The 22753-nt window shown below is 64.0% G+C and carries 23 protein-coding genes and 1 pseudogene; 12 read left to right on the top strand and 12 right to left on the bottom strand.

The features are described 5' to 3' along the window. Positions 1 to 170 precede the first annotated feature (170 nt). The 8 genes from L5014_RS25060 to L5014_RS25025 all read left to right on the top strand — a co-directional run bounded on the left by L5014_RS25060 (position 171) and on the right by L5014_RS25025 (position 7779). A complete protein-coding gene (locus L5014_RS25060) occupies positions 171 to 473 on the top strand; it encodes a co-chaperone GroES (protein WP_238466511.1) in 303 nt (100 codons plus the stop codon). A 49-nt stretch (positions 474 to 522) separates the two neighbouring features. Beyond that, entirely contained in the window at positions 523 to 2145 is a 1623-nt protein-coding gene (groL, locus tag L5014_RS25055; RefSeq protein WP_238466510.1) for a chaperonin GroEL, read from the top strand. Positions 2146 to 2223: 78 nt separating this feature from the next. Then, positions 2224 to 4158, top strand: coding sequence for a molecular chaperone DnaK (dnaK, locus tag L5014_RS25050; RefSeq protein ID WP_213309347.1), 1935 nt, complete (start codon positions 2224 to 2226; stop codon positions 4156 to 4158). Between the two features lie 40 nt (positions 4159 to 4198). Next, positions 4199 to 4474 carry a hypothetical protein gene (locus L5014_RS25045; protein ID WP_238466509.1) on the top strand — a complete coding sequence of 92 codons (276 nt, stop codon included), beginning with the start codon at positions 4199 to 4201 and terminating at the stop codon, positions 4472 to 4474. Positions 4475 to 4774: 300 nt separating this feature from the next. Further along, complete coding sequence (locus tag L5014_RS25040) at positions 4775 to 5308, top strand: DUF6431 domain-containing protein (protein ID WP_238466508.1); 534 nt, start codon at positions 4775 to 4777, stop codon at positions 5306 to 5308. A 129-nt stretch (positions 5309 to 5437) separates the two neighbouring features. Then, a complete protein-coding gene (locus L5014_RS25035; RefSeq protein ID WP_238466507.1) occupies positions 5438 to 6760 on the top strand; it encodes a DDE-type integrase/transposase/recombinase in 1323 nt (440 codons plus the stop codon). Between the two features lie 3 nt (positions 6761 to 6763). Further along, positions 6764 to 7558, top strand: coding sequence for an ExeA family protein (locus tag L5014_RS25030; RefSeq protein WP_063599709.1), 795 nt, complete (start codon positions 6764 to 6766; stop codon positions 7556 to 7558). Then, positions 7555 to 7779 carry a hypothetical protein gene (locus L5014_RS25025; protein WP_175657767.1) on the top strand — a complete coding sequence of 75 codons (225 nt, stop codon included), beginning with the start codon at positions 7555 to 7557 and terminating at the stop codon, positions 7777 to 7779. Before L5014_RS25030 ends, L5014_RS25025 begins: the two co-directional genes overlap by 4 nt. Before the next feature lie 253 nt (positions 7780 to 8032). Here the strand turns inward: L5014_RS25025 and L5014_RS25020 are convergent, their stop codons facing one another. The 9 genes from L5014_RS25020 to L5014_RS24980 form a co-directional block, all read right to left on the bottom strand. Beyond that, positions 8033 to 8296 carry a hypothetical protein gene (locus L5014_RS25020; protein WP_238466506.1) on the bottom strand — a complete coding sequence of 88 codons (264 nt, stop codon included), beginning with the start codon at positions 8294 to 8296 and terminating at the stop codon, positions 8033 to 8035. Positions 8297 to 8440: 144 nt separating this feature from the next. Continuing rightward, positions 8441 to 8656, bottom strand: a complete 216-nt coding sequence (locus L5014_RS25015) for a hypothetical protein (RefSeq protein ID WP_238466505.1) — start codon at positions 8654 to 8656, stop codon at positions 8441 to 8443. Position 8657: 1 nt separating this feature from the next. After that, positions 8658 to 9515: an ExeA family protein gene (locus L5014_RS25010; RefSeq protein WP_238466504.1), complete on the bottom strand. Its 858-nt coding sequence runs from the start codon at positions 9513 to 9515 to the stop codon at positions 8658 to 8660. Beyond that, entirely contained in the window at positions 9512 to 10951 is a 1440-nt protein-coding gene (locus tag L5014_RS25005; protein ID WP_238466503.1) for a DDE-type integrase/transposase/recombinase, read from the bottom strand. Before L5014_RS25005 ends, L5014_RS25010 begins: the two co-directional genes overlap by 4 nt. A gap of 98 nt (positions 10952 to 11049) precedes the next feature. Then, on the bottom strand, positions 11050 to 11619 hold the full coding sequence (locus L5014_RS25000) for a hypothetical protein (protein WP_238466502.1): 570 nt from the start codon (positions 11617 to 11619) through the stop codon (positions 11050 to 11052). A 409-nt stretch (positions 11620 to 12028) separates the two neighbouring features. Beyond that, the gene (locus L5014_RS24995) at positions 12029 to 13360 is read right to left on the bottom strand and encodes a hypothetical protein (protein WP_238466501.1); all 1332 of its coding nucleotides are present in this window, start codon (positions 13358 to 13360) and stop codon (positions 12029 to 12031) included. 103 nt (positions 13361 to 13463) lie between these two features. Then, positions 13464 to 14411, bottom strand: a complete 948-nt coding sequence (locus L5014_RS24990; protein ID WP_238466500.1) for an ATP-binding protein — start codon at positions 14409 to 14411, stop codon at positions 13464 to 13466. Positions 14412 to 14413: 2 nt separating this feature from the next. Then, positions 14414 to 16357 (bottom strand): integrase, encoded by a 1944-nt coding sequence (locus L5014_RS24985; protein ID WP_238466499.1) that lies wholly within the window; start codon positions 16355 to 16357, stop codon positions 14414 to 14416. Then, positions 16354 to 17019, bottom strand: coding sequence for a hypothetical protein (locus L5014_RS24980; RefSeq protein ID WP_238466498.1), 666 nt, complete (start codon positions 17017 to 17019; stop codon positions 16354 to 16356). Before L5014_RS24980 ends, L5014_RS24985 begins: the two co-directional genes overlap by 4 nt. 537 nt (positions 17020 to 17556) lie before the next feature. On the opposite strand from L5014_RS24980, the gene L5014_RS24975 reads away from it, so the two are divergent. Beyond that, positions 17557 to 17799: an AbrB/MazE/SpoVT family DNA-binding domain-containing protein gene (locus L5014_RS24975; protein WP_238466497.1), complete on the top strand. Its 243-nt coding sequence runs from the start codon at positions 17557 to 17559 to the stop codon at positions 17797 to 17799. Further along, positions 17796 to 18227, top strand: a complete 432-nt coding sequence (locus L5014_RS24970) for a PIN domain-containing protein (protein ID WP_238466496.1) — start codon at positions 17796 to 17798, stop codon at positions 18225 to 18227. The genes L5014_RS24975 and L5014_RS24970 overlap by 4 nt, the downstream gene beginning before the upstream one ends. Before the next feature lie 225 nt (positions 18228 to 18452). Here L5014_RS24970 and L5014_RS24965 read toward each other — a convergent pair whose 3' ends face one another. Further along, entirely contained in the window at positions 18453 to 19766 is a 1314-nt protein-coding gene (locus L5014_RS24965; protein ID WP_238466495.1) for a tyrosine-type recombinase/integrase, read from the bottom strand. Between the two features lie 798 nt (positions 19767 to 20564). On the opposite strand from L5014_RS24965, the gene L5014_RS24960 reads away from it, so the two are divergent. Beyond that, entirely contained in the window at positions 20565 to 20819 is a 255-nt protein-coding gene (locus L5014_RS24960; RefSeq protein ID WP_238466494.1) for a type II toxin-antitoxin system HicA family toxin, read from the top strand. Continuing rightward, a complete protein-coding gene (locus L5014_RS24955) occupies positions 20816 to 21175 on the top strand; it encodes a type II toxin-antitoxin system HicB family antitoxin (RefSeq protein ID WP_238466493.1) in 360 nt (119 codons plus the stop codon). Before L5014_RS24960 ends, L5014_RS24955 begins: the two co-directional genes overlap by 4 nt. 240 nt (positions 21176 to 21415) lie before the next feature. On the opposite strand, the pseudogene L5014_RS24950 reads toward L5014_RS24955, so the two are convergent. Beyond that, a pseudogene (locus tag L5014_RS24950) lies at positions 21416 to 21691 on the bottom strand (hypothetical protein); the annotation flags it as partial. 48 nt (positions 21692 to 21739) lie between these two features. Further along, positions 21740 to 22732, bottom strand: coding sequence for a DNA-binding protein (locus tag L5014_RS24945; protein ID WP_238466492.1), 993 nt, complete (start codon positions 22730 to 22732; stop codon positions 21740 to 21742). Between the last annotated feature and the right edge of the window lie 21 nt (positions 22733 to 22753).

Here is a 22753-nt window from a genome sequence, read left to right as displayed (position 1 = left end):
AAGCCGGCCATGCGGCGAAGGCGCTTGCCGCACCGCCCGGACCGGCCCGCAGACGATCCAGGAACGGGCATCCTAGTGCGCACGCGGGGTCGGGCCAGGCCCTCGGCGTGTGGGCGGCACCTGTCGTCCGCGCCGTTCTTGAGCCCAATCTGATCAGAGGGAGCAGGATCATGAAACTCACGCCCTTGCATGACCGGGTCGTGGTCAAGCGAATTGAACAGGAGCGCACGACCGCGGCAGGCATCGTCATCCCGGATACCGTCGGCGAGAAACCCGATCAGGGCGAAGTCCTCGCTGTCGGCCCCGGCAAACGGCTCGAGGGCGGCCCACGTGGCGTCCCGGACGTGAAGGTCGGTGACCGCGTGCTGTTCGGCAAATACGCCGGCACCACGGTCAAGGTGGAAGGCGAGGAACTGCTGGTGATGCGCGAAGACGACCTGCTGGGCGTGGTCACAGCGGGAGCCGCGCAGTAGGGCACCCAGCAGGTTGTGCTTCTTCCGACTGATCAGGAGGTACCGGAAAATGTCCGCCAAAGATGTCAGGTTTCATGAACCCGCACGCCAGCATATCCTCACGGGCGTCAACATCCTGGCCGATGCGGTGAAGGTCACGCTCGGACCCAGGGGGCGAAATGTGGTGCTCGAGCGATCGTACGGCGCGCCGACGGTCACGAAAGACGGTGTGTCGGTCGCCAAAGAGATCGAGTTGGGCGACAGGCTCGAGAACATGGGAGCGCAGATGGTCAGGCAGGTTGCCGCCAAAACCTCGGATGTCGCCGGTGACGGGACGACCACCGCCACCGTGCTCGCCCAGGCCATCGTGCGGGAAGGCATGAAGTATGTCGCCTCGGGCCTGAACCCGATGGACCTCAAGCGTGGTATCGACCAGGCGACGGCCGCGATCGTCGAGGAACTCAGGAAGCTTTCCCGTGCGGTCACGACCAGCCGCGAGATCACGCAGGTCGGCACCATCTCCGCCAATGCGGACGAGGAGATCGGCAGGATCATTGCGGACGCGATGGACAAGGTTGGCAAGGACGGCGCCGTTACCCTCGAAGAGGGCAAGTCGTTGCAAAGCGAACTCGAGGTCGTCGAGGGCATGCAGTTCGATCGCGGGTGGCTGTCCGCGTATTTCATCACCGATCCCGAGAAGCAATCTGCTGTTCTCGAGGAACCGTACATCCTCGTGCACGACAGGAAGATCTCGTCGATCCGTGATTTACTGCCCGTGCTCGAGGCCGTAACCAGGGAGAGCAAGCCGCTTCTCATCATTGCCGAGGACGTCGAGGGCGAAGCCCTGACCACGCTGGTGGTGAATTCCTTGCGCGGCATCCTGAAAGCAGTGGCCGTGAAGGCCCCGGGCTTCGGCGACCGGCGCAAGGCAATGCTGGAGGACATCGCGACGCTGACCGGCGCTCTGGTGATCTCGGAAGAAACCGGCAGGAAGCTGGAGAACGTCAAGCTCGAAGATCTCGGACGGGCGAAGCGGGTGGAAATCGAAAAGGAGGCGACCACGATCGTCGACGGCGCAGGGGACCGCAAGACGATCGACGCACGCACCCAGGCAATCCGTCGTCAGATCGAAGAGACGACCAGCGACTATGAGCGGGAGAAGTTGCAGGAGCGCATCGCGAAGCTGTCCGGCGGCGTTGCAGTCATCAAGGTGGGGGCTGCCACTGAAGTCGAGATGAAGGAGCGCAAGGCGCGGGTCGAGGATGCGCTGCACGCGACCCGCGCAGCGGTCGAAGAAGGCATCGTGCCGGGCGGCGGCGTTGCGCTGCTGCGAGCCCGGGCTGCCCTCGGCGACATGCGAGGCGCCAATCCCGACCAGGACGCCGGCATCCGGATTGTCTTGCGGGCGCTAGAAGAGCCGCTGCGTCAGATCGCCACCAACGCGGGAGAAGAATCCTCGGTCGTGGTCAACAAGGTCCTCGCGCAGACAGGCAGCTTTGGGTGGAACGCGGCTTCGGACACCTACGGCGATCTGATGGAAATGGGTGTGGTCGACCCGACCAAAGTCGTACGCACGGCACTGCAGAATGCCGCCTCGGTGGCCGGGCTGATCCTCACCACCGACGCCGTGGTCGCCGAATTGCCAAAGGACGAGACCAGGGCACCCGTGTCGCCGCCGGCAATGGACTACTGAAGCACGTGTGCACGGCGGCAGGGCGTGTCCGGACGCGCTGGCGACGCACTGAAACCCTTGAGCACCGGTGAAGACATCATGGGCAGGATCATCGGCATCGACCTCGGCACCACGAATTCGTGCGTAGCGCTGATGGAAGGCAAGCAGGTCAAGGTGATTGAAAACTCGGAAGGTGCCCGTACGACGCCATCGTTCGTCGCGTATCTCGACGAGGATCAGATACTGGTCGGCGCATCCGCCAGGCGTCAGGCCATCACCAATCCCGGGAACACGCTGTACGCGGTCAAGCGCCTGATCGGCCGCCGCTTCGACGAGAAGGAAGTGCAGAAGGACATCGGCCTGATGCCCTACAGGATCATCAAGGCCGACAACGGCGACGCCTGGATCGAAGCGCACGACCAGAAGCTTGCGCCGCCGCAGATCTCGGCGGAGGTGCTGCGCAAGATGAAGAAGACTGCGGAAGACTACCTCGGCGAGCCGGTCACCGAAGCGGTGATCACGGTGCCCGCGTACTTCAACGACAGCCAGCGCCAGGCCACCAAGGACGCCGGCCGCATCGCGGGCCTGGAGGTCAGGCGGATCATCAACGAGCCGACCGCAGCCGCGCTCGCGTTCGGTCTGGACAGGCAGGAAAACCGTGACCGCAAGGTCGCCGTGTTTGACCTCGGCGGCGGCACCTTCGATATTTCCCTGATCGAGATCGCCGACGTCCACGGCGACAGACAGTTCGAAGTGCTGTCGACGAACGGGGACACCTTCCTCGGCGGCGAAGATTTCGACCAGCGCATCATCGACTACCTCGTCAGCGAGTTCAGGAAGGCGCAAGGCGTCGACCTGTCGAAGGACGTACTCGCGCTGCAGCGCCTGAAGGAAGCGGCCGAAAAGGCCAAGATCGAGTTGTCGTCGAGCCAGCAGACCGAGATCAATTTGCCCTACGTCACGGCAGACGCATCGGGTCCGAAGCACCTGAGTCTGAAGCTCACCCGGGCCAGGCTCGAAGCGCTCGTGGAAGATCTCATTGAGCGCACGCTGGAACCTTGCCGCATCGCGATCAAGGATGCGGGGTTGTCCACCGACAGGGTCGACGACGTGATCCTCGTGGGCGGCATGACGCGCATGCCCAAAGTGCAGGACAAGGTCAGATCGTTTTTCGGGCGTGAACCCCGGAAGGACGTCAACCCCGACGAAGCGGTCGCCGTGGGCGCTGCGATCCAGGGGGCGGTGCTGTCCGGCGAACGAAAGGACGTGCTGCTGCTTGACGTGACCCCGCTGTCGCTTGGCATCGAGACGCTCGGCGGTGTGATGACGAAGATGATCGACAGGAACACCACCATTCCGACCCGATTCTCGGAGGTTTTCTCGACCGCCGATGACAATCAGCCAGCCGTCACCATCAAGATTTATCAGGGAGAGCGCGAGATGGCAACCGGCAACAAGCTGCTCGGCGAGTTCAAACTGGAGGGCATTCCTCCTGCGCCGCGCGGCATGCCGCAGATCGAGGTGATGTTCGACATCGATGCGAACGGGATCCTGCACGTGTCGGCCAAAGACAAGGCGACCGGCAAGGAAAACCGGATCACCATCAAGGCCAGTTCGGGTCTGTCAGAACGCGAAGTTGAACAGATGGTGAGAGACGCCGAAGCGCACGCCGCGGAGGACCACCGGCTGCGCGAACTGGCCGAGTCGCGCAATCAGGGTGATGCCCTGATCCACCGCACGCGCGGGGCGCTCTCCGAATACGGCGGGAAACTGGACGCCGCCGGAAAAGCGACAATTGAAGCCGCAATCACGGAGCTGGAGGCCGCGCTCAAAGGATCCGACCGGGACGAGATCGATGCGAGGGTGCGTGCACTGGCGACCGCCTCACAGCAACTCGGGGAAAAGGTCTACGCAGACGTGCAATCACAGGGAAGCAGCCCCGATGCGGCGACCGGCCCACAGGGCTCCAGGGGCGCGGCGCAGGAAGAGGACGTGATCGATGCCGACTTCAGGGAAGTGAAAAGGAAACAGTGACATGCCGGCGAGCGTCACTCGACGTCAGGAGGCTTGCGCCATGAAAACCCGATTGTGTATCCTGGTCCCGGCAATTGTGATCGCTGGGCCATGGTCAGGGACCGCCATGTCAGCCACCCCGCCGCTACCGACGTTGCCCCTGCAACATGACATCTGGATCACCGGGACAGTTCAGCGTGGCAGCGGGGAGTATGCGCCGGGTGACTATACGACAATCATGCTGGATCGCCCCTCCACCTCGCCCTGCAACGACAAGGTGGTGTCCGACATCCTTCTTGGCGAGGGAGGCAAGCCAGCCCCCACACTCCTGCTGTGAGCGTGAGCACGATAAATGATGGGCCAATGATCGAGATAAATGATGTTGTATAGACGAGTTGGGCGGCGCCCAAGGTGGGCACTAGATCGAGAGGGGGCCGGCTGCGAAACCGGTCCCCATTGTTACGGCTCGGGCTATTTGAGTTTGGGCGGGGGGTGTTTGTCTCGCGTTCGTCCAGGCCGATTTCCTGAACTTCAGCGTGAGCATCGTGCGATGCGGCGGACATGAGATAGGCCGGTACTCCTCTGTTATCGTGAGACGGCTCTCACACCAGCCCACGAACGCAGAACAGCCCGGCCTATGCTTCGGATCGTACATTCCTTTCTCACGCTCGAACAGCATCTTCGCTCCATCGTCACCACGCCCCAGTCCTATCATCCCGGCCGCTGCCCGCACTGCGGCCGCACGTGCCTGTGGGCGCACGGCTTCTACGAACGCAAGGCCGACCGGAGCGTCGCCGGCGCGCTCAATCCGGTGCCCGTGCCACGCTATTGCTGCGCCGCCTGCCGACGTACCTGTTCGCGCCTGCCGCTGTGCATCTGCCCGCTGCGCTGGTACGGCTGGGCGTTGCAGCAACTCGTGCTCTGCCTGATCCTCTTTGGCCTGTCGCTGCGCCGCATCGCAGCCCTGGTCGGCATCGATCGCCACACCGTGCGCCGCTGGTGGCAATGGCTCATGCGCTGCAGCGAGGACTTTGCCTTCGCCCTGCGAAGCCGCTTGCCCGAACTGGGCCGCGCGGCCGACACGGCGAGCTTCTGGCGCGCCTGCTTCGCGCTCATGCCCCTGTACCGCGCGATGGCCTGGCTTGATCTGGACGGTCTCGATGTCCCGTGATCGGCTGAACGCAATTCCACACGAGACGCGCTGTCTGGCACGGTAACGGGCAACCCACAGAGTCTGCCCACTGCCGCCTGCCCGGCATCAGGCGTTTCATGAGGTCTCTTCCACTTCAACGGAGACTTCATGAACGACATCGACCCCGTGGCGCTGTTCCGCTTGTCCGTGCTCGGCCCCATCGTGAGCCGCGAGCGACTCGAACGCGGCGAGCTGCTACAGCTGTTGCGTCAGCTCGCCCTCAAGGAGTACGCGATCCCGGGCTCGCGCCGGCGTCACATCAGCGAGCGCACGTTGCAGACGTGGTACTACGCCTGGCGACGCGAAGGCATCGCAGGGCTGGGCATCCGGCCGCGCACCGACACGGGACGCTCGAAGCTGCCCGAGGCCGTGCAGGCTGCGGTGCTCGCCGCCAAACGCGAGAACCCCAGCCGCTCGGTGCGCCAGATCCGGCTGTTGCTGGAGGCCACCGGCGTCGTGGCGCGCGGCACGCTCTCACGCTGCGCCGTGCACCGCCTGCTCAAGTCTCACAACCTCTCGCGTATCGCCAGCCCTACAGTCGTTGCCCAGGAGAAGCGCCGCTTCGTGGCCGAGTACGCTGGCTCCATCTGGTACGGTGACGTCATGCACGGCCCGACGTTCTCGTTTGGCGGGGCGCGCCGCAAGACCTATCTCGTCTCGCTCATGGACGATGCCTCGCGCCTCGTTGCACACAGCGCCTTCTGTCTGTCCGAGACGGCCCTCGAGATCGAGGGTGTGCTCAAGCAGGCGCTATTGCGCCGCGGAATTCCAAAGATGCTCGTCGTCGATAACGGCGCAGCCTATCGCGCCGCGAGCCTGCAGACCATCTGCGCAGACCTGGGCGTGCGTCTCGTGCATTGCCAGCCTTACCAGCCCACAAGCAAGGGCAAGCTCGAACGCTGGCACCGCACCGTACGCGAGCAGTTCCTCGCCGAACTGGACACCACACACATCCGCGACCTGGCTGACCTGAACGCGCGGCTGTGGGCGTGGCTCGAACAGGTCTACCACTGCGAGCCACACAGCGCGCTGGGCGAGAACGTGACGCCGCTCTCGCGCTACCGGCAGGACCTGCCGCGCATCCGCGCGCTCGGCTCGCTTGCCCCCAGGCTTGACGAGCTGTTCCTGCACCGCGTCGAGCGCCGCGTGCGCCGCGACGGCACCGTCTCGTACGAAGGCGCCGTCTTCGAGGTGCCCTATGAACTCAGCGGCCAGTACGTCGTGCTCGTCGTCGATCCGCACGCCGGTACGGTGGTGCGTGTCCAGAGCAGGGAGGGCGCTCCACTGGGCGCGGCCACCGCGCTTGATGCGCTGGCCAACAGCCGGCGCCGGCGCAGCAGGACGCCCGCCGTTGCCGCGACTGCAGCGCCCGCTGCCACAGCCAACCTCATCGAACTCGTCCATCAACATCATTACCGTCGCGAGGACTGACACATGTACCGCCAACACTTCGGCCTGCGTTGCGCGCCGTTGGACACCGACGGCATCGATCTGTGGGACGATGGCGCGCTCGCGCGCCTGTCCGAACGCTTCCAGTGGCTGCTCGACAGCCCCGGCATCGGCCTGCTCACCGGCGAGCCCGGCGTGGGCAAGACCGCCATGCTGCGCCACCTCACGCGCAACCTCAATCCGCACCGCTACCAGACCATCTACCTGTCCGAGACCGAGTTCGGGCGCATCGACCTGTACCGGTCGCTGGCCCGCGAACTCGGGCTCGAACCCAGCTACCGGCGCGCAGACCTGTGGCGCGACCTCAAGCAGCGCATCACCGAGCTGGCCAACGGCAAGCAGGTCCTGCCGGTGTGGATCATCGATGAGGCGCAGAACCTGCCGCCGGAGTTCTTCCGCGACTTCCCCTCGTTCCTGAACTTCGCCTTCGACGCCCGCAGTCTCATCACCGTGTGGCTTGCCGGCCATCCGGAGCTGGCCTCGATGCTCGAGCGCAACGCTTACGCCGCGCTCTACAGCCGCATCCAGACCCGCGTGCAACTGCAGCCCGTCACCGAGCACGCCCGCTTCGCACAGCTCATCGCCCACGCACTCAAGGCCGCGGGCTGCAACCACACGCTGATCTCCGAAACCGGGCTCGAACTGCTGCGCCAGGCTTCGCGCGGATTGCCGCGCAACGCCGGGCGCATCCTGCGCACCGCCATGCAGCTGGCTGTGCCCAAAGGGCTGAACCATCTGCCCGACGAACTGTTGCAGCAGGCGATTGGGGAAATGCGATGAGCCGCCGCCCTCAGCAGCCAGGTCAGTCACGCACCCCGTCCACGCGTATCGGGCCACGACCGCCGCCGCTGCCCGCGCTCACCGACGAGGCGGCGCTCCAGATCCAGCAACTGTTGTGCGACTGGCTGCTGTGGTTCAGCAGCGCATACGCAGAGCAGATCCAGCGCAGCAGGCAGCCATGGGCTGCCCCGGTGCGGCATCACATCGACGATCCGTTCTGAGCAACGGCCCCGGGCGAGCATCCCGGGGCCGTTGCTCTTGCAGCGCGCGACAATATTGCGCCGGGTGTCGATCTACGTCTCGCGCTCGACTGCGGTTCATCCATTCTCGCTGAGCGCGAGACATCCGCCGCTGTCTCAACGCCAAATATCTCGCACTACAGAATACCGTTTAGATCGCGACGGAACACCCATCACGCGCGCGACTGACAGGTGCGCGATCCCCTTGATTGACGCGTTATCCGGTAACTGCTGCTCACCGGCCCGGCGTGTTGAAGTAGCTATTCCACTGTGGCGTATAAGGATCGAGCTCCCGGACGATCGCATCATCTGCGTTTGCGATGAGCTGTTCGAGCATCTGGCGTTTCGTTACCGTGTGACGGCGCGCCAGACGTGCCAGCGCGAGATTCGCCTCGGCGCTCACCCACACGTCCAGCCTTCGATCGCCATTGCCGGAATTGCCGGCCGTCGGTCGGCGGCCTCGCCAGGCGGCCTGTCTCTGCGCAGTTGATTGCGCCATTCCATCCTCCAGATATCGTTACCGGGTGACGGCGCCGGAACTGCGAGCGTCACGGCACGGCACCGCGCCCTTGCGCCCTCAACTGATCGAGCGCGTTGACAGAAGTAAAACGGGGAGCCGATGCTCCCCGCGGACGTTTCGGTTTCAGAACGGCTCGTCAGCAGTCCTGTGTGGCGATTGTTCCGGTCCGGGATACCAGGGCTCGCGATACCGCCGGATCTGGGTGGCGTAGGCGCGGCTGAACCACAGATAGAAATCCTCGAGGAAGAACTGCATCATGTAGGCCGCTTCATCGGAGAGTTCGGGCAGCGGCAAGCGCCGGGAGGCCCCGTCCGGGCGAGGAGATGTTTTACGGGACATGCTATCGGGCTCCATTGGGCTGGCGCGCCGGTACGCGGCGCGGGGATGACGTTGAAGGGGCAAAGACGTCGAAGTACAGCTTCTCGTCGAGTTCGGGCAGTTCACGGTGAGCGGCGGTGGTGAGCAGTTCGTTGGCGAGCGTGGTGAGGACTCGATAGTTGCCCAGGGCGTGCTCGCACAGCGTGTGTCGCAGCGGTGGTGTCATCAACTGCGGCGCGCCGGCGCTGGTGAGCAGATGGTCGAGACAGGCCAGCAGGTCATCGGTCGAAGCCTTCTCGGTCGCCAGACGCGAGCGGATACGGCTGCCCAGTGGGAGCAGTTCGTCGCATCGCAGCTTGTCGGTCAGGCGTGTGTCGCCGGAGAGCACCACGCACAGAAGCGGTTGCGAATCGAATCGGGCGCTGGCCATGAGCCGCAGTTCGTTGAGCACACCGGCGCTCATCTCCTGGGCTTCGTCGATCAAGAGGATCGGACGTCGGCGCGTGCTTTGCAGATGCGACAGCCATCGGTCGCGCAGCGACCGGAAGCCGCCCCAGCGGTTGTGCGGCTTGAGCTCCAGACCGAAGATGTCGCCCATCTCGCGATAGAAGTCGGCGAGGTTGCTTTGCGGGTGATTGATCGAGACGACCGTCAGGTCGGTCAGGCGCTCGAGCTTCTCGGCCAGCACGCGCATGACGACGCTCTTGCCAGTGCCGGGTTCGCCGTGAATCATCGCGAAGCCGCCTTCACGCACGAGCGCGTTCTCGATGCGCCAGCAGAAGTTCTCGACGCGCGGCGGCACGTAGATGGCCTCCAGCGGCAGCTCCGGCGAGAACGGGTTCCACTTCAGGCCATAGAGGGCTTGCAGACGCTGGCTCATACGTACTCCTGCCAGTCGGCGGGAATCCAGGCCGGCGGCAGGCCGGTTGCGGCGTGCTCGGCCAGCAACTGGCGCAACAGCGGCGCGATGCCGGGTGCACTGTCCGGAATCGGCTCGACGACATCGACGGCATCGAGACGACGGCGGTGCCCGTCGGCGTTCGCAGCCTTGTCCAGTGGGTGCAGCGGACACAGTGCTGCGCCGCTGCTGGCATCGACGAGATCGACGCGGCTCAGGTCCCAGCGTGCATAGCGCAGTTGCACGCGCTGCAGATGCCGGTAAGCCGAGGGGATCTCAAAGCGTGTGCCGTCCAGACTGACCGTGCCATCCGAGCGCCGCTGGGTGCGCGTCACGTCGATACGGAACGCGGCGCGAAGCACGTCACTGGACGGGCATTCGCGGCCCACATCGGGGCCGGCCAGATAGCGCTTGAGCGGCGTGGCGCCGATCTCAGAATGATGCGCGTGGTGATACTCGCGCTCGATCCAGGCGTGGGTGGCCTGATTGAGCAGTTCGAGCGTAAGATTGGGTTCGCCCTCAAGCATGGCCATCACGCGGCCTTCGATGCGGGCCCAGAACGTCTCCTGCTTGGCGTTCTGATAGGGGGAATATGGCAGCGTCGTCTGATGCAGCACGCCAAGCGTGTGCAGCCCGGCGGTTGTTTCCTCCGCAAGCATTGCCGCGCCGTTGTCGGTCATCAGGGCGCGCGGTCGCCCTCGTCTCTGGAACGCCTGGCACAGTCCATGAATCAGACTGCGCGCGGTCTCGTCGAGGAACCACTGCGCATGACAGACGACGCGCGAGCGGTCATCGAGCACGCACAGCAGCATCGGTGTAATCCACTGGCCGTCGTGCGTGAGCAGCTTGCGCGAACCGTGGTGGAAATCGAGATGCCAGAGCGCGTTGACGTGTTCGACCTCGAAGCTGCGTACCTCGAGCTTCTCGAGACGATCGCGGGCGAGCATCGCGCCGGTGCTCGTATGACGCGGCTTGCGTTCGCGATACATCCCCTTGGCGCGCAGGTAACGGCGAAGTGTCGTATAGGACGGTACACCCGCCTCGCCGAGGATGACCTTCAGGTTATCGAAGTGCAGCTGCATGGTCCAGCCCGGGTGCTGGTGATATTGCGCGCGGATCGCCTGGACCGCTGCGGGCGACAGGAGTGCGCCGGCGCCAGAAGGACGTTGGCGGCTGCGAAGGGTGTCTACCGGGTCGTGGGCGGCCTTGCGGGCCTTGTAGAACCATCGTTCGATGGTCGAGCGGCCAAACTGGACGTCGTCGCCAGTGACGGGATGACGCCAGCGTTTGGTGGCCAGTACGGTGATGAGTTCGCGCAACTGGCCGGGTTCAGGTGGTGCGGCAAGCAAGGGGCCCACGATCGCGAAGCGCAGCCGCGCCCAACGATCCCGCAGGGGTAAATCGTGAAGTTCAGTCATGCTCTCTCCAGGGATGCGGTGCGTCGCACCGCGATTCAGGGGAGAGGCGAGACTACCGGCGCGTTCCGAGGGGGGCGAGTGAGAAGTTCTGCGGGCGATCACCGTCCATCACGCACGGCGCCCATTGCGCTGGCGCTGGTAAGCGGAGAAAGCCACTGCAGCAGGCTCAGCAGCGGTCCGGGAGGTCGCCTGGCAACGAAGCGTTCGAGCAGGCTTGCCGGTGCCAGCGCGGTATCGATAGGCGGCATGAACGCCGCCCGTCCGAGCGTCCAGAATGGTGTGCTGACGAAGTCGGTGGTCCACCAGTCGCGCCATCGGGCAATCGTCGCGGGCGGCACGCCAAGGTCATCGAGCTGGCGCATTGCCGCGGCCGAACCCGCGCTGGCACGGGTGGCACTGACGGCGACCATGATTGCGCCGACGTAGACGCGTCGGCCAAGAAAGCGCACGGAGACAGGCGTGGTGCGGCGGCGGCAGTCGGCACAGCAGAAGCTGTAGCGGAAATCACAGTGGTAGCGGGCTTCGTGTGAAACTCCGCGCGGCTTGCGTGGGTAACGGGCGCTATGAAGTACGCCGCCACAGAGGCAACCCTGTTCCCGTGTCTGGTCGGCGTAATCCTGATCAATACGTAGCAGCAGTTGATAAAAGTTCGGGTCGTTGGCTCTCACGTGGCACACTGGCGAAGTCTCTGGTCTTGGCAGACGTGAGACTCTCCCTTGGGCGTCGTTTGTGCAAGATGCCTGAGGGAGATCCCCCTCGCTACATCACGCTGGACGCCCAAAACACCCCGAATTCCCATCAACTAACGCGCTCATGCTCACTGCTGCCGTACCGGAACCAGCGGGTTACCGTCAAGGGACGCGTAACCTGCCCCGATACGGGCATTCAATTTACGCCGCAACCGGACGTCGTGTTTCCGGTCTGGTAAAGGTAAGCAGGGGCTGGACGCCGCCATACGGCAGTCAATTCACTGACTGCAAATCCGTCGGTCGAACCGGGGCAATCTCAGTGCGCGATTGACAGAGGGAAGCGCCCATAACGGTTCCAGGACGGCGGGCGGTGCGAGTTGCGATCAGATCAGGTGCGATCGGCCGCCTCGCGGAGCGGGACGACATGCGTGCGCGAACGCACAATGCCCAGGGCACCCCCGTCGTCGGCGTAATCCATCCAGAGCATGCGCGTGGGGAAGAGCAGTGGTGAGACGACGTAGCAGCCGCTTTCCTGCATGCCGGATGCGATTGTGCGCCATGCGTTCCAGGTCTGGTCAAGTGCGTGAACGAAATGGCGATGCAGCCAGTCCTGCGGGCCGACTGTGGGCGGCAAATGGGCCGGCATGAAGGCCAGCCATTCAAGCAATCCAAAAGGCGGATAATTTCCCTGGCAGCGCGTGAGTGTCTGCATACTGAAGCGCCTCTCCCAGGACAGGCGCCATCCCAGCAGGGCAATCGACTGGGCAGCGGTATTGCCGTCGCACAGCAACAATCCGAATTCAGGCGAATGGCGAACGGAGACGGCCTCTGGCTGTACAGGCCGGACTGAACGCGCCAGACGGCGCACACGATTTTTCCGGATCTTCCTGTAAACGGCGCACAGCATGATGCATGTGTGATCGAGGTGTGGCCAGTCGTCCGCCCAGGCGAAGCGGGCCGGCGGACACACTGAAGGACGAGGGCCGTTCCCGCTGTGTACACTGGCGCGGGGTGCGGGATCGACGCGGGGCAGCTCTGGCGGCCGGCGAAGGTGTCGCTCCAGCTCGCCGATAAACATGAGTCGACGGGGAATATCCGAGCTCGCCTGGATTTCGTCGCCGGGAAGGTACTGTCCGGCCGCATCGCGCATACGCCGCCTGCCTGGGCCGAGCAACTGCACATACCGGAAGAAGTACTCATGCCATGCGCGCAGGCGATCCAGCCCCGTCGCGTCGATACCGGTCTTCGTGCGCAGGCGGCGAAGCGAGGCCGCGGCGAGCAGGGAGCGACCGCAGACCGGGCATGCATATGGATGGCGTACGAGCCCAGCGTGGAGGCGATACGCGAGCGGTTGGCCGCAACCCGTGCAGGCCTCGCATAGCACGCATCCATGAATGGGGCAATGCCGGAACGCCGTGAACTGAAAAAGCGTTGCATGAAAACCCACCGACGCACAGGTCAGGCAGAATCGCAGCGACGGGCTCGCCGCGTCGAGCAACGCATCGATACGATTCGCAGTGCAAAACGAATTTTCAAGGTCGTGCAGGCCAATGTGCAAGGTGTCGGCCAGGTCGGGGAGCCTGAATGCATCGGCCGCCCGGAGATCAATGCCCTCGCCCGTATTGATTGCTGGCAGGATCGCCAGGGCCTCGCCGAGTTGTGTCCAGTTCAGGCGGTTGAGCAGCTGAAATTTTGCGAACCGCGACCACGCAGACTCCACCGCGCAAGTCCATGCCGCACGCGTCGTATAAGTTCGCCGCTGAGCGACAGAAACCGGACTGCACACCTGCCACGGCAACGTTTCGGCCACTGGCCGGGCGTCATCATTTCCTGGCGCGCACATAGCCGGACACGTCGACACCTTCGTCCCAGACTGCCCTGGAAAAGGCAAAACTGGTGGAATCGCGCTTTGCATACTGGTAAAGAATGTGCTGGACCGCGCGCGTGAAGAATTCCATGGGTATCTCTAATTCCCCCACCAGCTGGGCTCGTTTATGCGCGTCGTCGAAGGCATCCCAGAGGGCACCGCCTTCGGCCGCCAGACGCATGCCCGCTTCCCAGGCGCGTGGGAAAAAGAAGCGTGTATGCGTCCAGCCGGAGTTCTCGGGATATTCGCCCTGATCGTATCCCTGCAGACACGCTGAACACTCGTGCGCGGAGCGCACACCGTGAAAGGGTAATTCTTCGGTCATGAAGCGGGCGACAATCTGTTCTTCGCCATCACGCTGGAAAATGCTCTTCCTCGCCCGCAGCGAGGGCTGGCCGACGAGCATGGTCACAAGGCGCACGCCTTCGAGCTCGAGTTCGTCGTGAATGTCACGCAGCCACTCGAACTCCGAGCTGCCCAGATGCTGGGCTTCGTCGAGGAAAACGAGGATATCGCTGCTGTGTGACTGATCGGCGATTTCGAGCAGACGCTGTGAAAGCCGGTGCCGCAGCTGTGTCGGATCACGTCCGGAACTCGCCTTGTGCCGGGCCATGGTCAGCAGGGCACTGAAGAAAGCCGTCTCGGTCGCAATGCGCTTGTGCTGGCAGCGCATGCGCAGGATCGGCAAGGCGGGGCGCTGTGACGCGAGCAGGGACTCCAGAAAGAGGATCGCATAGGTCTTGCCGACCCGCGAGCGGGCATAGACCATCGCTCCGGTACGCAACGACAGGCAGCGCACCAGCAACGCATAGAATTGCGCGATCGATGGCGTCGGGATGCGATACCTGCGCAGCACAACCGGATGTTCATCGATCGGCGATGGCCGTAATGAGTCGGTCGTCATGGTCAGCGAAAGATCTGCCCCTTGCCGAGCTCGGGCAGGCTCACGGCAGGGATATTGTCCGATTCCGTCGATGCTGTTTCCGCGGTGATTTCGTCACGCGTGTCGCGCTGTTCAACGGCACGTGCGGCTTCGGCGATGCGATGGGGCATTCGCCGCTGTCTCGTGCGGGATTTGCGTTGCTGATACTTGAGGTAGGCCTCGACGGGATCGGAGAGATCGCCGTAGTCGATTTCCTTGAGACGCTTCAGCCTGAGGATTTCCTGTCGAAGCCGCAACGAATGAGGTGTCTGGTCCCATGGTCTGGCCGCCCTGAGCGGACCGATCTCCTCACCGCTCGCGAGAAACGCCGTCACGACACGCATGTCCTCGGGATCGAAATATATCCGCAACGGCTTGCCGATCCGTCCGGACGCTTCTCCGAGCACGCCGCTGGAATACCGGACCCCGTAAAGGTTGACATAGGGACGCACGCCGCGACGCAGGTTGCCGCGCACAATGGCCTCATGAACGGGCTGCAGCAGCATCAGGTTTTGCCGGTAGCGTTCGGCAAGTGTTCGCCATAGCACGCCAGGTTTCTGTGCGAAATGCTGCATCATCTCAATGGGGGAACGGCCGCCCAGGCCGTCATGCGGTGTTCCGTTGTAATTCGCGAAGCTCACGTCGAGTAATTCGGCAAGTTCTTCGCTGCTCACCAGAAGGCTGCGTTTGCCGTCCGGTTCGCACAGGGCCCGCCGCACATCCTGGGCGCTGGAGCCTGTTGTACCGGGAAGCCGATGCGACAGCGTGCTGCCAACCGTGCCGAAGAACCGTTCGATGTACGGCCGCTCGTTGGGCTCCGCGTAGGGGCCGGCATCGACGTGGCTGCCGATCATGTCGCATACGGTGGCGAGTGTCTCGCCGGCGAGGTGACTGCGCGCATTGTCGTAGCGTAACCAGTCCCACGTCGCGTATTCGGCCGCGCGAACGGCCTCGCTGATAAACCCGGCGCGCGATTCGTAACGCAAACCGGCAATCGAGAAGGTCGTTCGCTTGCGGCGGGGTTGCAGGGCGTTCTGTACGGTCCTGATGACGTCGTGCCGGTTGTATTCGGTGGCCAGCGCGAGGTGCCAGCCCAGCACCGCCCGCGTGCATACATCGATGACAACGAGCAGCCACACGCGTTCGAGTTCGATATCCCTGTCCAGCCCAATGGGGTCCGTCATCCGGATGCACAGACGGATATCCAGTTTATGTCCGTCGAATTCGACCGCTTCGAACGGACGTGTCACCGGCGGACGCGACATCTGATCCGGTGGAGGACGAAGTGGCTGGACGCGCAGCGCGCCTGAGGCTCGCGCCGCCTGCGCAAATGTCTGGTTTGCCACCAGGCGACGGATGGCTGCAGCCAGGCTGCGGATGCCCTGAAGATCCTGATTGAAGGGATAATGCCTGCCCGTCAGATTAAGCTCGCGACAGCGGTTGAGGAATTCCCGGTGCGTCGCCCGCAGGCCGCGCAGTTCGCCACGCGCGCCGAAGTAGACCTTGTGTAGCTGGATCTGCCTTTGCAGGAACTCGGCCAGCACCTCATGCCGCGCGAGCAACTGCGCCATCGCTCCCGCCGCGCCGCCCCGCTTGCCGGGGACCGCCGGTTGCGTGGGCCGGGTACGCACATAGCCCCGCGTGCGCACATGAGGTACCAGCGCGCGGAAGCCCTGGATACGTCCGTCGGCATGTGGCGTGGTGCAGCGGGCGAGCAAGCGGTACAGCTGCGCGCGCCGGATTCCGGTCGCACTCTCGATCAGTGTCAGGCTCCGGTCTTCCAGGTACTGACGAATCGCCTGTTCACGGCGCAGAAAAATCGTCCGGCGCGCTTCCGGCAGTGCAGACGGATCAACTGTCGGCCAGCTGTGCAGATCACGCAGCTCCGGGGCGAGTGCCCGACGCGTAAGGCAGTCCGGCGTTTTCACGACGCGCCCTCTGTCGCCACAACCTGCCTGAAACGCGTATGCCTGTTAAGCTCGCCGGCGCGCAGATCCGGGCTTACAAGCCGACCTCGTCGAGTCAGATCGAAGACAGCGGTGCGTGTCAGGACTGGATCGGTCGGCAATGCCTCGTATTCGATGGCGTACAGCGGCTTCGGTAACGCCAGGCCCTGTTCGATCCGATCGAGAAATTCATTCGAGAGGAACGGGCCGTTGCTTGTGACATAGGGCAACATGCGCATCCAGTTGTCGATCCACTGGCGATGCGGTTGTAGTGCATCAGCGTTCACCGTCGAGACAGGCAATGGATCGAGGATTTCTATCAACCCGGCGTCAATCGCAGTGAGGCGCGTGGTTTCCACGACGACGAACTCGGTTACATCGTCCCGACGAAGCACGAAGTCCACAATACGGGGCTTCTGGTCAACAAGAATAAGTCCCGGATACTCACAGAACGTCAAAACCGAAGCGTACGACTCGATCATGGCCCAGAAGTCGACAGCCGCATGCGAATAAAGCGAGAGGCGTCGGGAGAGCTTGGGGCTCCAGACGTGGAACTGGTGCGTCCATTTCGAGCGCTGAATGGCGACCGGGTGAAAGTCAAACTGCAACGCAGGATCGACCGGACGAACGTCAGCCACCACCATTCCTCCGCAAAGTTCCAGCTTTACTTCCCTTCATCAACAAGGTCCAAGTTTAGTTCGCATTTCCGGAAAGTAAAGTTGAAAAACTGTCCGGTTGGCTTACCGCAGCGCGGGGCTTTCTTTGGGGGAGGATGAAACAAAATTACTTCGCGGGACGCCTCCTGGCCGCCCCCTCTGCTGGGCGGCCAGGAGGCCTCTCAATGATTGTCAACCTCAGCCTAATCGATGGCGGAACGGACTCGCCGGGCAATCTGATGATGCTGCACCCGGCGTGTCATCGGCATGCGCGTGTTCACGGATTCTCGGTGGTAAAACCGGCCCGGGCTCCCGGGCTTTGAAAGGCTTGAGCTGTATGCGGCTGACGTCGCACGCACAGTTCTTGGGAGCGCGTGCCGGCAACCGCGCGCTTACCCGGCAGGTGCCGATGTGCGCTGCACTCATTGATCACCCGGGAGGTAATGATCGCAACCGCCCCGGACTTGAAAAACACCGGTATAGATATACAATTCAATTTTCGTATATCCACCGGAGGTGGTAATCATGCAAGTCGCAAAATGGGGCAACAGCCTCGCTGTCCGGCTGCCTGCGAGTGTCGTGGATGCACTCGGTCTGAAGGAGGGCGACGACATTGAGATCTATGCCGACCAATCCGGCGCGTTCTCGCTAAGCAAAAAGCCGACCGTCGCCGAGCGGATCGCGCGCCTGCGCAAGTACCGCGGGCGCCTGCCTGCCGATTTCAAGTTCGATCGCGAATCGCTCAGCGACAGGGGAAACGCTGAATGACCGTTGAGGCACCGACGCGATTTGCCGTCGATAGCAACGTCATTGTCTACCTGTTCTCTGGCGACGTCGCGAAGGCTGACCAGGCCGAGGCGCTGGTGTCGCGGGGGACTCCGAAACCTGTCATCAGCACGCAGGTCATGAACGAGGTCGCACTCGTCATGAGCCGGAAAATGGGGCTCTCGTGGCCTGAGATCGATGTCCTCCTGGGCGATGTGGAATCGTTCTGCGAGATCGTGCCAATGACGCTTGAAGTCCACAGGGAAGCACGCCGTATCGCCGGACACTACGGATTCAGGTTCTACGATTCGTGCATCATCGCCTTCGCGTTGCTTGAAGGTTGCGAAGTGCTCTACAGCGAAGACATGCAACATGGCCAGGTGATATTCGATCAGCTCACGGTGATCAATCCGTTCCGGTCACCCAGTTGACCACCGTCTGATTCATCAGCCGGCCTCGCGCTGCGTGTGCCGTCGATACTTCGGGCCGATCATGTGCAGCATTTAAGAAATTTACCAGGTGAACTCCCTGGGTGAGGCGCGCGTCGGCGTGCCGATCGGAGTCAGACTGGAAAGGGCCCCGCCCGGAAATGTAGTACAGCCGCGTCGCGACTGACTACGGTGTCTGCCCGGGCAGGGCTGAATGCTCATTGAGAATCAACGCCAGTTCATCCGATGATTCGCGACCGTGTCACCGTGGCGGCGGTCGTCCTCTTCGTGCGCATACTGGCTGGTCGTGTTGATCGAATCGTGCCCGAGGTTATCGCGCACCGTGCGCAGATCGAGGTCGCTGTCCAGCATGTGCGAGGCGGCCGTATGCCGAAGCCAGTGTGCCGACGCCTGCCGGATGTGAGCCGCGTGCTCGACATGCTCGCCGCCCCGGGCCTCGGCCCAGTCCGCCGCTTTGGCGAACACCGCCTTGATCGCGTTATGCACGGTCTTGCGGTCAACGCCTTCACCCGCGGCGTTGCCCTTGCGGCGACGATAAGGCAGGAGCAGGGGGGTGAGCTCGCCCCGCCCGGGCAACGGTTCGAGGCCATGCGCCTGGCGGTAGCGCTTCAGCTCAATGAGCAGTTCCTCGGACACCGGGATGCGCCGGTACTTCAGCCCCTTGCCCACGACCTCCAGCCACCAGCGCGGCGTGCCGTCGGTGCCGAGCTCACGCACGAAGTGGCCCATCGTTCCAGCGGCGACTTCCGAGATCCGCAGGCCGAGCAGATAGAACAGGGTGGTGAGCCACCGCGCGCGCGCCTTGCCGCGCTGTTGCTGCGGCTCCTGCTCTGGCATGGCCGCCACGTAATCCTTGACGTGCTGCCACATGACGGCCGGCAGATAGCGCGTGACCCGCCGGGCCGGCCGGCGCCGCCGCTGCCGCAGCAGGCCGAGCGGATTGCCGCGCAGGTAGCCGGCCTCGACCAGCCAGCCAAACAGGCTGTCGAGGATCACGACGGCCTGCCGGATGCTGGCCGGCTCGAGCCTGCCCGCGAACGGCCGCCAGCGCGGATCGTCCGTGGCATAGCGGGCGCCGCCTTCCGTGATCCATGCCGAGGCCGGCTGGGGATCGGCCAGGAACTGCCGGTAGCGCGCCAGGTCCTCGTGCGTGAGGGACGAGACCGGCTTGAGCTCGGCAATCACCGTCCAGATGGGGTTGCGCCGGTCGGGGGCCGCCAGGAAGGCGCGGAACAGGTGCAGGTCTTCCTGCGCGATCGTGCCCGGCCCCTGGAGGGCGTCCGCGAGCGCCCAGAGCAGCAGACGGTCGGCTTCCTTGCGATAGCTCGCGTGCGTCGCCGGGCTATCGACATAGTTGGCCAGCCACAACGAGACGGCTTCCAGGTCGGTCTCGGCGCGGATCTGCCGGCGCGCCGCGTCGCCGAGATTTGCGCCGACGCCGCCGGTCCGGCCCGCGCGCCGCTGGATCGCCGAGGCATATCGGACAGGTAACGCGAGGGGCAAGCCGGGTTCCGTCGTCATCGACCATCCTGGTCAGGTTTGCGGTTCATTCTGGCGCCCTGACGGGCTGCCGTGCCTGCGCACATTCTGCCAGACTGGCGGCTACAGTCAATTCCCCATAATAAGCATAATGTGAATTATCGTACAGATATCGTTAGATTTAAGGCGTATTACGTTGTATTTTTTATCTAGCCGATGGCGAAGCGCGCTTCCGGCATCCCGGACCCCGCGCTCGTGCGATCCGGCCCGCCGGCTCCGCGGGCGGCCCCGTCGTGTCGCCTGACGACGCCGGGACGATGTGCCCACGCGATGACCGGCAGGTTTGACGGAGGCACGTCCTGTGGTTCGGTCGCCACCGACGGGCCCGCGCAACCACAGGCGGAATTTCACCGCGGCACGCCCGGCGCGATCCTGAAACTGCGCAAAAGGCGCGACGTTCCGCGCCCGAGGCGTGCCAGGCACGACGTCGACCAGGGGGGGAATCGCGCGAGCTGTAGCCGGCCATGACGCGCTACCTGCCTTGCGGGGCCATCCGGCGCCGAGCTCTCGTTCAAGGCAAGCTCCAGACGGGCACGAGCGGATGCGGAAACTCCTCCCAGTGTGAACGGCACGCTGTCGAAGTGGCCGGCCCAGCCGATTTGCCGTGCTCCGCTCCCGGTGCGCCGCCACCATGCCTTGCGGACAAGCCCGCGCCGCGTCCGCCAGCCGTGATGGACCAGAGCGCAAGCCGTCGCGCCGGCGACAAAGGCGATCTGTCGACCCGCTTGTGATATCACTTTTTGATTGCACGTGGATATCACTTTTTGCTATCATTTGGACATGAAGACGAAACACGCCCGCACCCTCGCCGCGATCTACACGAAACCGACCCTGGGTAGCATCGTGTTTTCGGACATTGAATCGCTCGTCGTCGCCCTGGGCGGCGAAATCCACGAAGGCGCGGGGTCGCGCATCGCCTTCGCGCTGAACGGCCAGCGCCGCTACCATCACCGCCCGCACCCGGGTAAAGAGGCGAAGCGGTATCAGGTGGAAGACTTGCGCGACTGGTTTAGCGAAATGGGGATCAAGCCATGAGCAATGCAATGACCTATAAGGGATATTTCGCCCGCATCGACTTTGACGGGCGCGACAACATTTTCGTCGGGCATGTACTCGGCGTTGACGACAAGATCAGCTTTCACGGCTCGACCGTTGACGAGCTCACAGTCGATTTTCATGCGGCGGTCGATCATTACCTGACGGACTGCGAGCAGGCCGGCCGCAAGCCGCAGAAACCCGCGTCGGGCAAACTCATGCTCCGCATTGATCCTGACATCCATGCACGCGTGGGCATTGCGGCGGCTGTCTCTGGCGAGAGTGTCAACCAGTGGTCAGAGGAAGTGCTTGGCCGCGCCGCGCGCGAAGTGCTGGAGCGCGCCGCGCACGCCTAGAATCCGGTTCGCCCTGACGAAAAGGCTGGCGCCGCGCGCGCTCAAGCAGTTGGGCCCGGCCCCTGCGGGGCCCGCCGGCCGATGAACTGGCCACGGGCGGCGGGAGAGATGCGGGGCCGCGCATGACCCGCGTTGTCAGTCCTGCGGGAAAGTCGCTTTGCACATCAAGAAGGTACGGCGTGTTCGCCCTGCTTTTGCCCGTGTTGGCTCAACGTCGAATCGCGCCATCCAAACGTCCGCTAACCGCTCGTTGCGATCGGTCTTCAGTTCGACTGCTTCATTGTCGGCAATGGTATCGAGCCCGCCAGGGAGCCACCGCGAATCGCGCCGGAACAGGTCAGCCAGCATTGGTTCAAGGCGAACAGTCCGGTCGTTGACGGTGATCCCCATCTCGACATCGAACCAGCCATCGCCCGCCCGCCGCAGGCCGCCGTCGATGGGCTCGATCTCGATGGCGTTGAACCGGAATGCCTCGCTCATCGTCACCTGCCAGCCATTCCTGCGTAGCTCGGGAAGGATGCGCGTGGCCATTGTGATGTCCTTTCGGCACGCGATGCGGCGCTTTCAGCCCGCCGCGTCCGCGCCGCCCAGCCGCATCCGGTAGTCCACCAGGAGCTGCTGCTGTGCTTCGAGCTGCGCGGCCAGCTTCGTGAGGTCCGCGCGGAGCGAGTCGCGAGCCTCGCGTACCTGGAGCAGCTCGGCTGCCCGCGCATCGGCTGCCGAGTGCGCTGCGTCGCGCTCGGCCTCGGCGCGCGCCCGATCGGTGAGCGCACGATTGAGGGCGGACTGCAGCGCCTCGCCATGTGCCTGCTGATCGCGTGCGAGCCGGGTCGTGGCCGTCGCTTCTGCGACGAGCCGCGCGTTGTCCCGGTTCAGCTGTGTGATCTCGTTCTGCCGGACGATGCCCGTCTGGTTCGCCTGGCGTAGCTCAGCCTGCACCTGCTGGACCTGCTGCTCATGTCGGTGCGCTTCCTGTTCGCGCTGCTCGCGCGAGGCCGTACGGAAGTGCTCAAGGGAATCGCGCGCATGCACGAGCTTGGCCTCAAGCGACAGGCGGAAGCCTTCCTGCTCGGCAAGGCGCTCGGTCTGGTCGCCTACCTGCTGGGTGAGCCGCTCGACGTCCAGGTCGCGCTGATGCAGCGCCACGCGAGTCCCGGCGTGCGCTTCCTGCTCCACGGAAAGGGCGGCGGTCGCGCCAGAGAGCTGCTCCCGCACCGTGGCCAGCTCAGCACCGAGCCTTGCGATTTCGGACTGCGCCTGCTGGCGCTGCGCGGCCGCAGCGGCGGTCTGCTGGTCGACGAGGGCTTGTGCTTCTTCATGCAGGCGGGCCGCGAGCCGGGCCACCAGATCCTGGATCGCGTCCGAGAGCGACCCGGCGCGTGTGAGTGACGCGCCCTCATCTTCCTCCAGTTCCTTCAGGTACCGGTGGATCGTGGTTTTCGAGCCCGTGTTGCCGAGCGCGATACGTATCGCGTCGATCGATGTGTGCTGCCCCTGCGCGAGCAACGCCTCGCGGGCGCGCTTTACGTCCATGCGCGTAAGACCGGTGCGGGCCATCTGCTTCCTCGCTCGAATATC

Origin of the sequence: Paraburkholderia tagetis, from assembly GCF_022213065.1 — a bacterium.
GTDB lineage: Bacteria > Pseudomonadota > Gammaproteobacteria > Burkholderiales > Burkholderiaceae > Paraburkholderia > Paraburkholderia tagetis.
Note: the sequence above shows the minus strand (reverse complement) of the source record. Positions and strands in the feature narration are given on the sequence as shown.

What these genes read in the sequence shown, in the direction of transcription:
- L5014_RS25060 (WP_238466511.1), top strand. Translation starts at nt 171, where the DNA reads ATGAAACTCACGCCCTTGCATGACCGGGTCGTGGTCAAGCGAATTGAA.
- groL (WP_238466510.1), top strand. Translation starts at nt 523, where the DNA reads ATGTCCGCCAAAGATGTCAGGTTTCATGAACCCGCACGCCAGCATATC.
- dnaK (WP_213309347.1), top strand. Translation starts at nt 2,224, where the DNA reads ATGGGCAGGATCATCGGCATCGACCTCGGCACCACGAATTCGTGCGTA.
- L5014_RS25045 (WP_238466509.1), top strand. Translation starts at nt 4,199, where the DNA reads ATGAAAACCCGATTGTGTATCCTGGTCCCGGCAATTGTGATCGCTGGG.
- L5014_RS25040 (WP_238466508.1), top strand. Translation starts at nt 4,775, where the DNA reads ATGCTTCGGATCGTACATTCCTTTCTCACGCTCGAACAGCATCTTCGC.
- L5014_RS25035 (WP_238466507.1), top strand. Translation starts at nt 5,438, where the DNA reads ATGAACGACATCGACCCCGTGGCGCTGTTCCGCTTGTCCGTGCTCGGC.
- L5014_RS25030 (WP_063599709.1), top strand. Translation starts at nt 6,764, where the DNA reads ATGTACCGCCAACACTTCGGCCTGCGTTGCGCGCCGTTGGACACCGAC.
- L5014_RS25025 (WP_175657767.1), top strand. Translation starts at nt 7,555, where the DNA reads ATGAGCCGCCGCCCTCAGCAGCCAGGTCAGTCACGCACCCCGTCCACG.
- L5014_RS25020 (WP_238466506.1), bottom strand. Translation starts at nt 8,296, where the DNA reads ATGGCGCAATCAACTGCGCAGAGACAGGCCGCCTGGCGAGGCCGCCGA.
- L5014_RS25015 (WP_238466505.1), bottom strand. Translation starts at nt 8,656, where the DNA reads ATGTCCCGTAAAACATCTCCTCGCCCGGACGGGGCCTCCCGGCGCTTG.
- L5014_RS25010 (WP_238466504.1), bottom strand. Translation starts at nt 9,515, where the DNA reads ATGAGCCAGCGTCTGCAAGCCCTCTATGGCCTGAAGTGGAACCCGTTC.
- L5014_RS25005 (WP_238466503.1), bottom strand. Translation starts at nt 10,951, where the DNA reads ATGACTGAACTTCACGATTTACCCCTGCGGGATCGTTGGGCGCGGCTG.
- L5014_RS24990 (WP_238466500.1), bottom strand. Translation starts at nt 14,411, where the DNA reads ATGACGACCGACTCATTACGGCCATCGCCGATCGATGAACATCCGGTT.
- L5014_RS24980 (WP_238466498.1), bottom strand. Translation starts at nt 17,019, where the DNA reads ATGGTGGTGGCTGACGTTCGTCCGGTCGATCCTGCGTTGCAGTTTGAC.
- L5014_RS24975 (WP_238466497.1), top strand. Translation starts at nt 17,557, where the DNA reads ATGCAAGTCGCAAAATGGGGCAACAGCCTCGCTGTCCGGCTGCCTGCG.
- L5014_RS24970 (WP_238466496.1), top strand. Translation starts at nt 17,796, where the DNA reads ATGACCGTTGAGGCACCGACGCGATTTGCCGTCGATAGCAACGTCATT.
- L5014_RS24965 (WP_238466495.1), bottom strand. Translation starts at nt 19,766, where the DNA reads ATGACGACGGAACCCGGCTTGCCCCTCGCGTTACCTGTCCGATATGCC.
- L5014_RS24960 (WP_238466494.1), top strand. Translation starts at nt 20,565, where the DNA reads ATGAAGACGAAACACGCCCGCACCCTCGCCGCGATCTACACGAAACCG.
- L5014_RS24955 (WP_238466493.1), top strand. Translation starts at nt 20,816, where the DNA reads ATGAGCAATGCAATGACCTATAAGGGATATTTCGCCCGCATCGACTTT.
- L5014_RS24945 (WP_238466492.1), bottom strand. Translation starts at nt 22,732, where the DNA reads ATGGCCCGCACCGGTCTTACGCGCATGGACGTAAAGCGCGCCCGCGAG.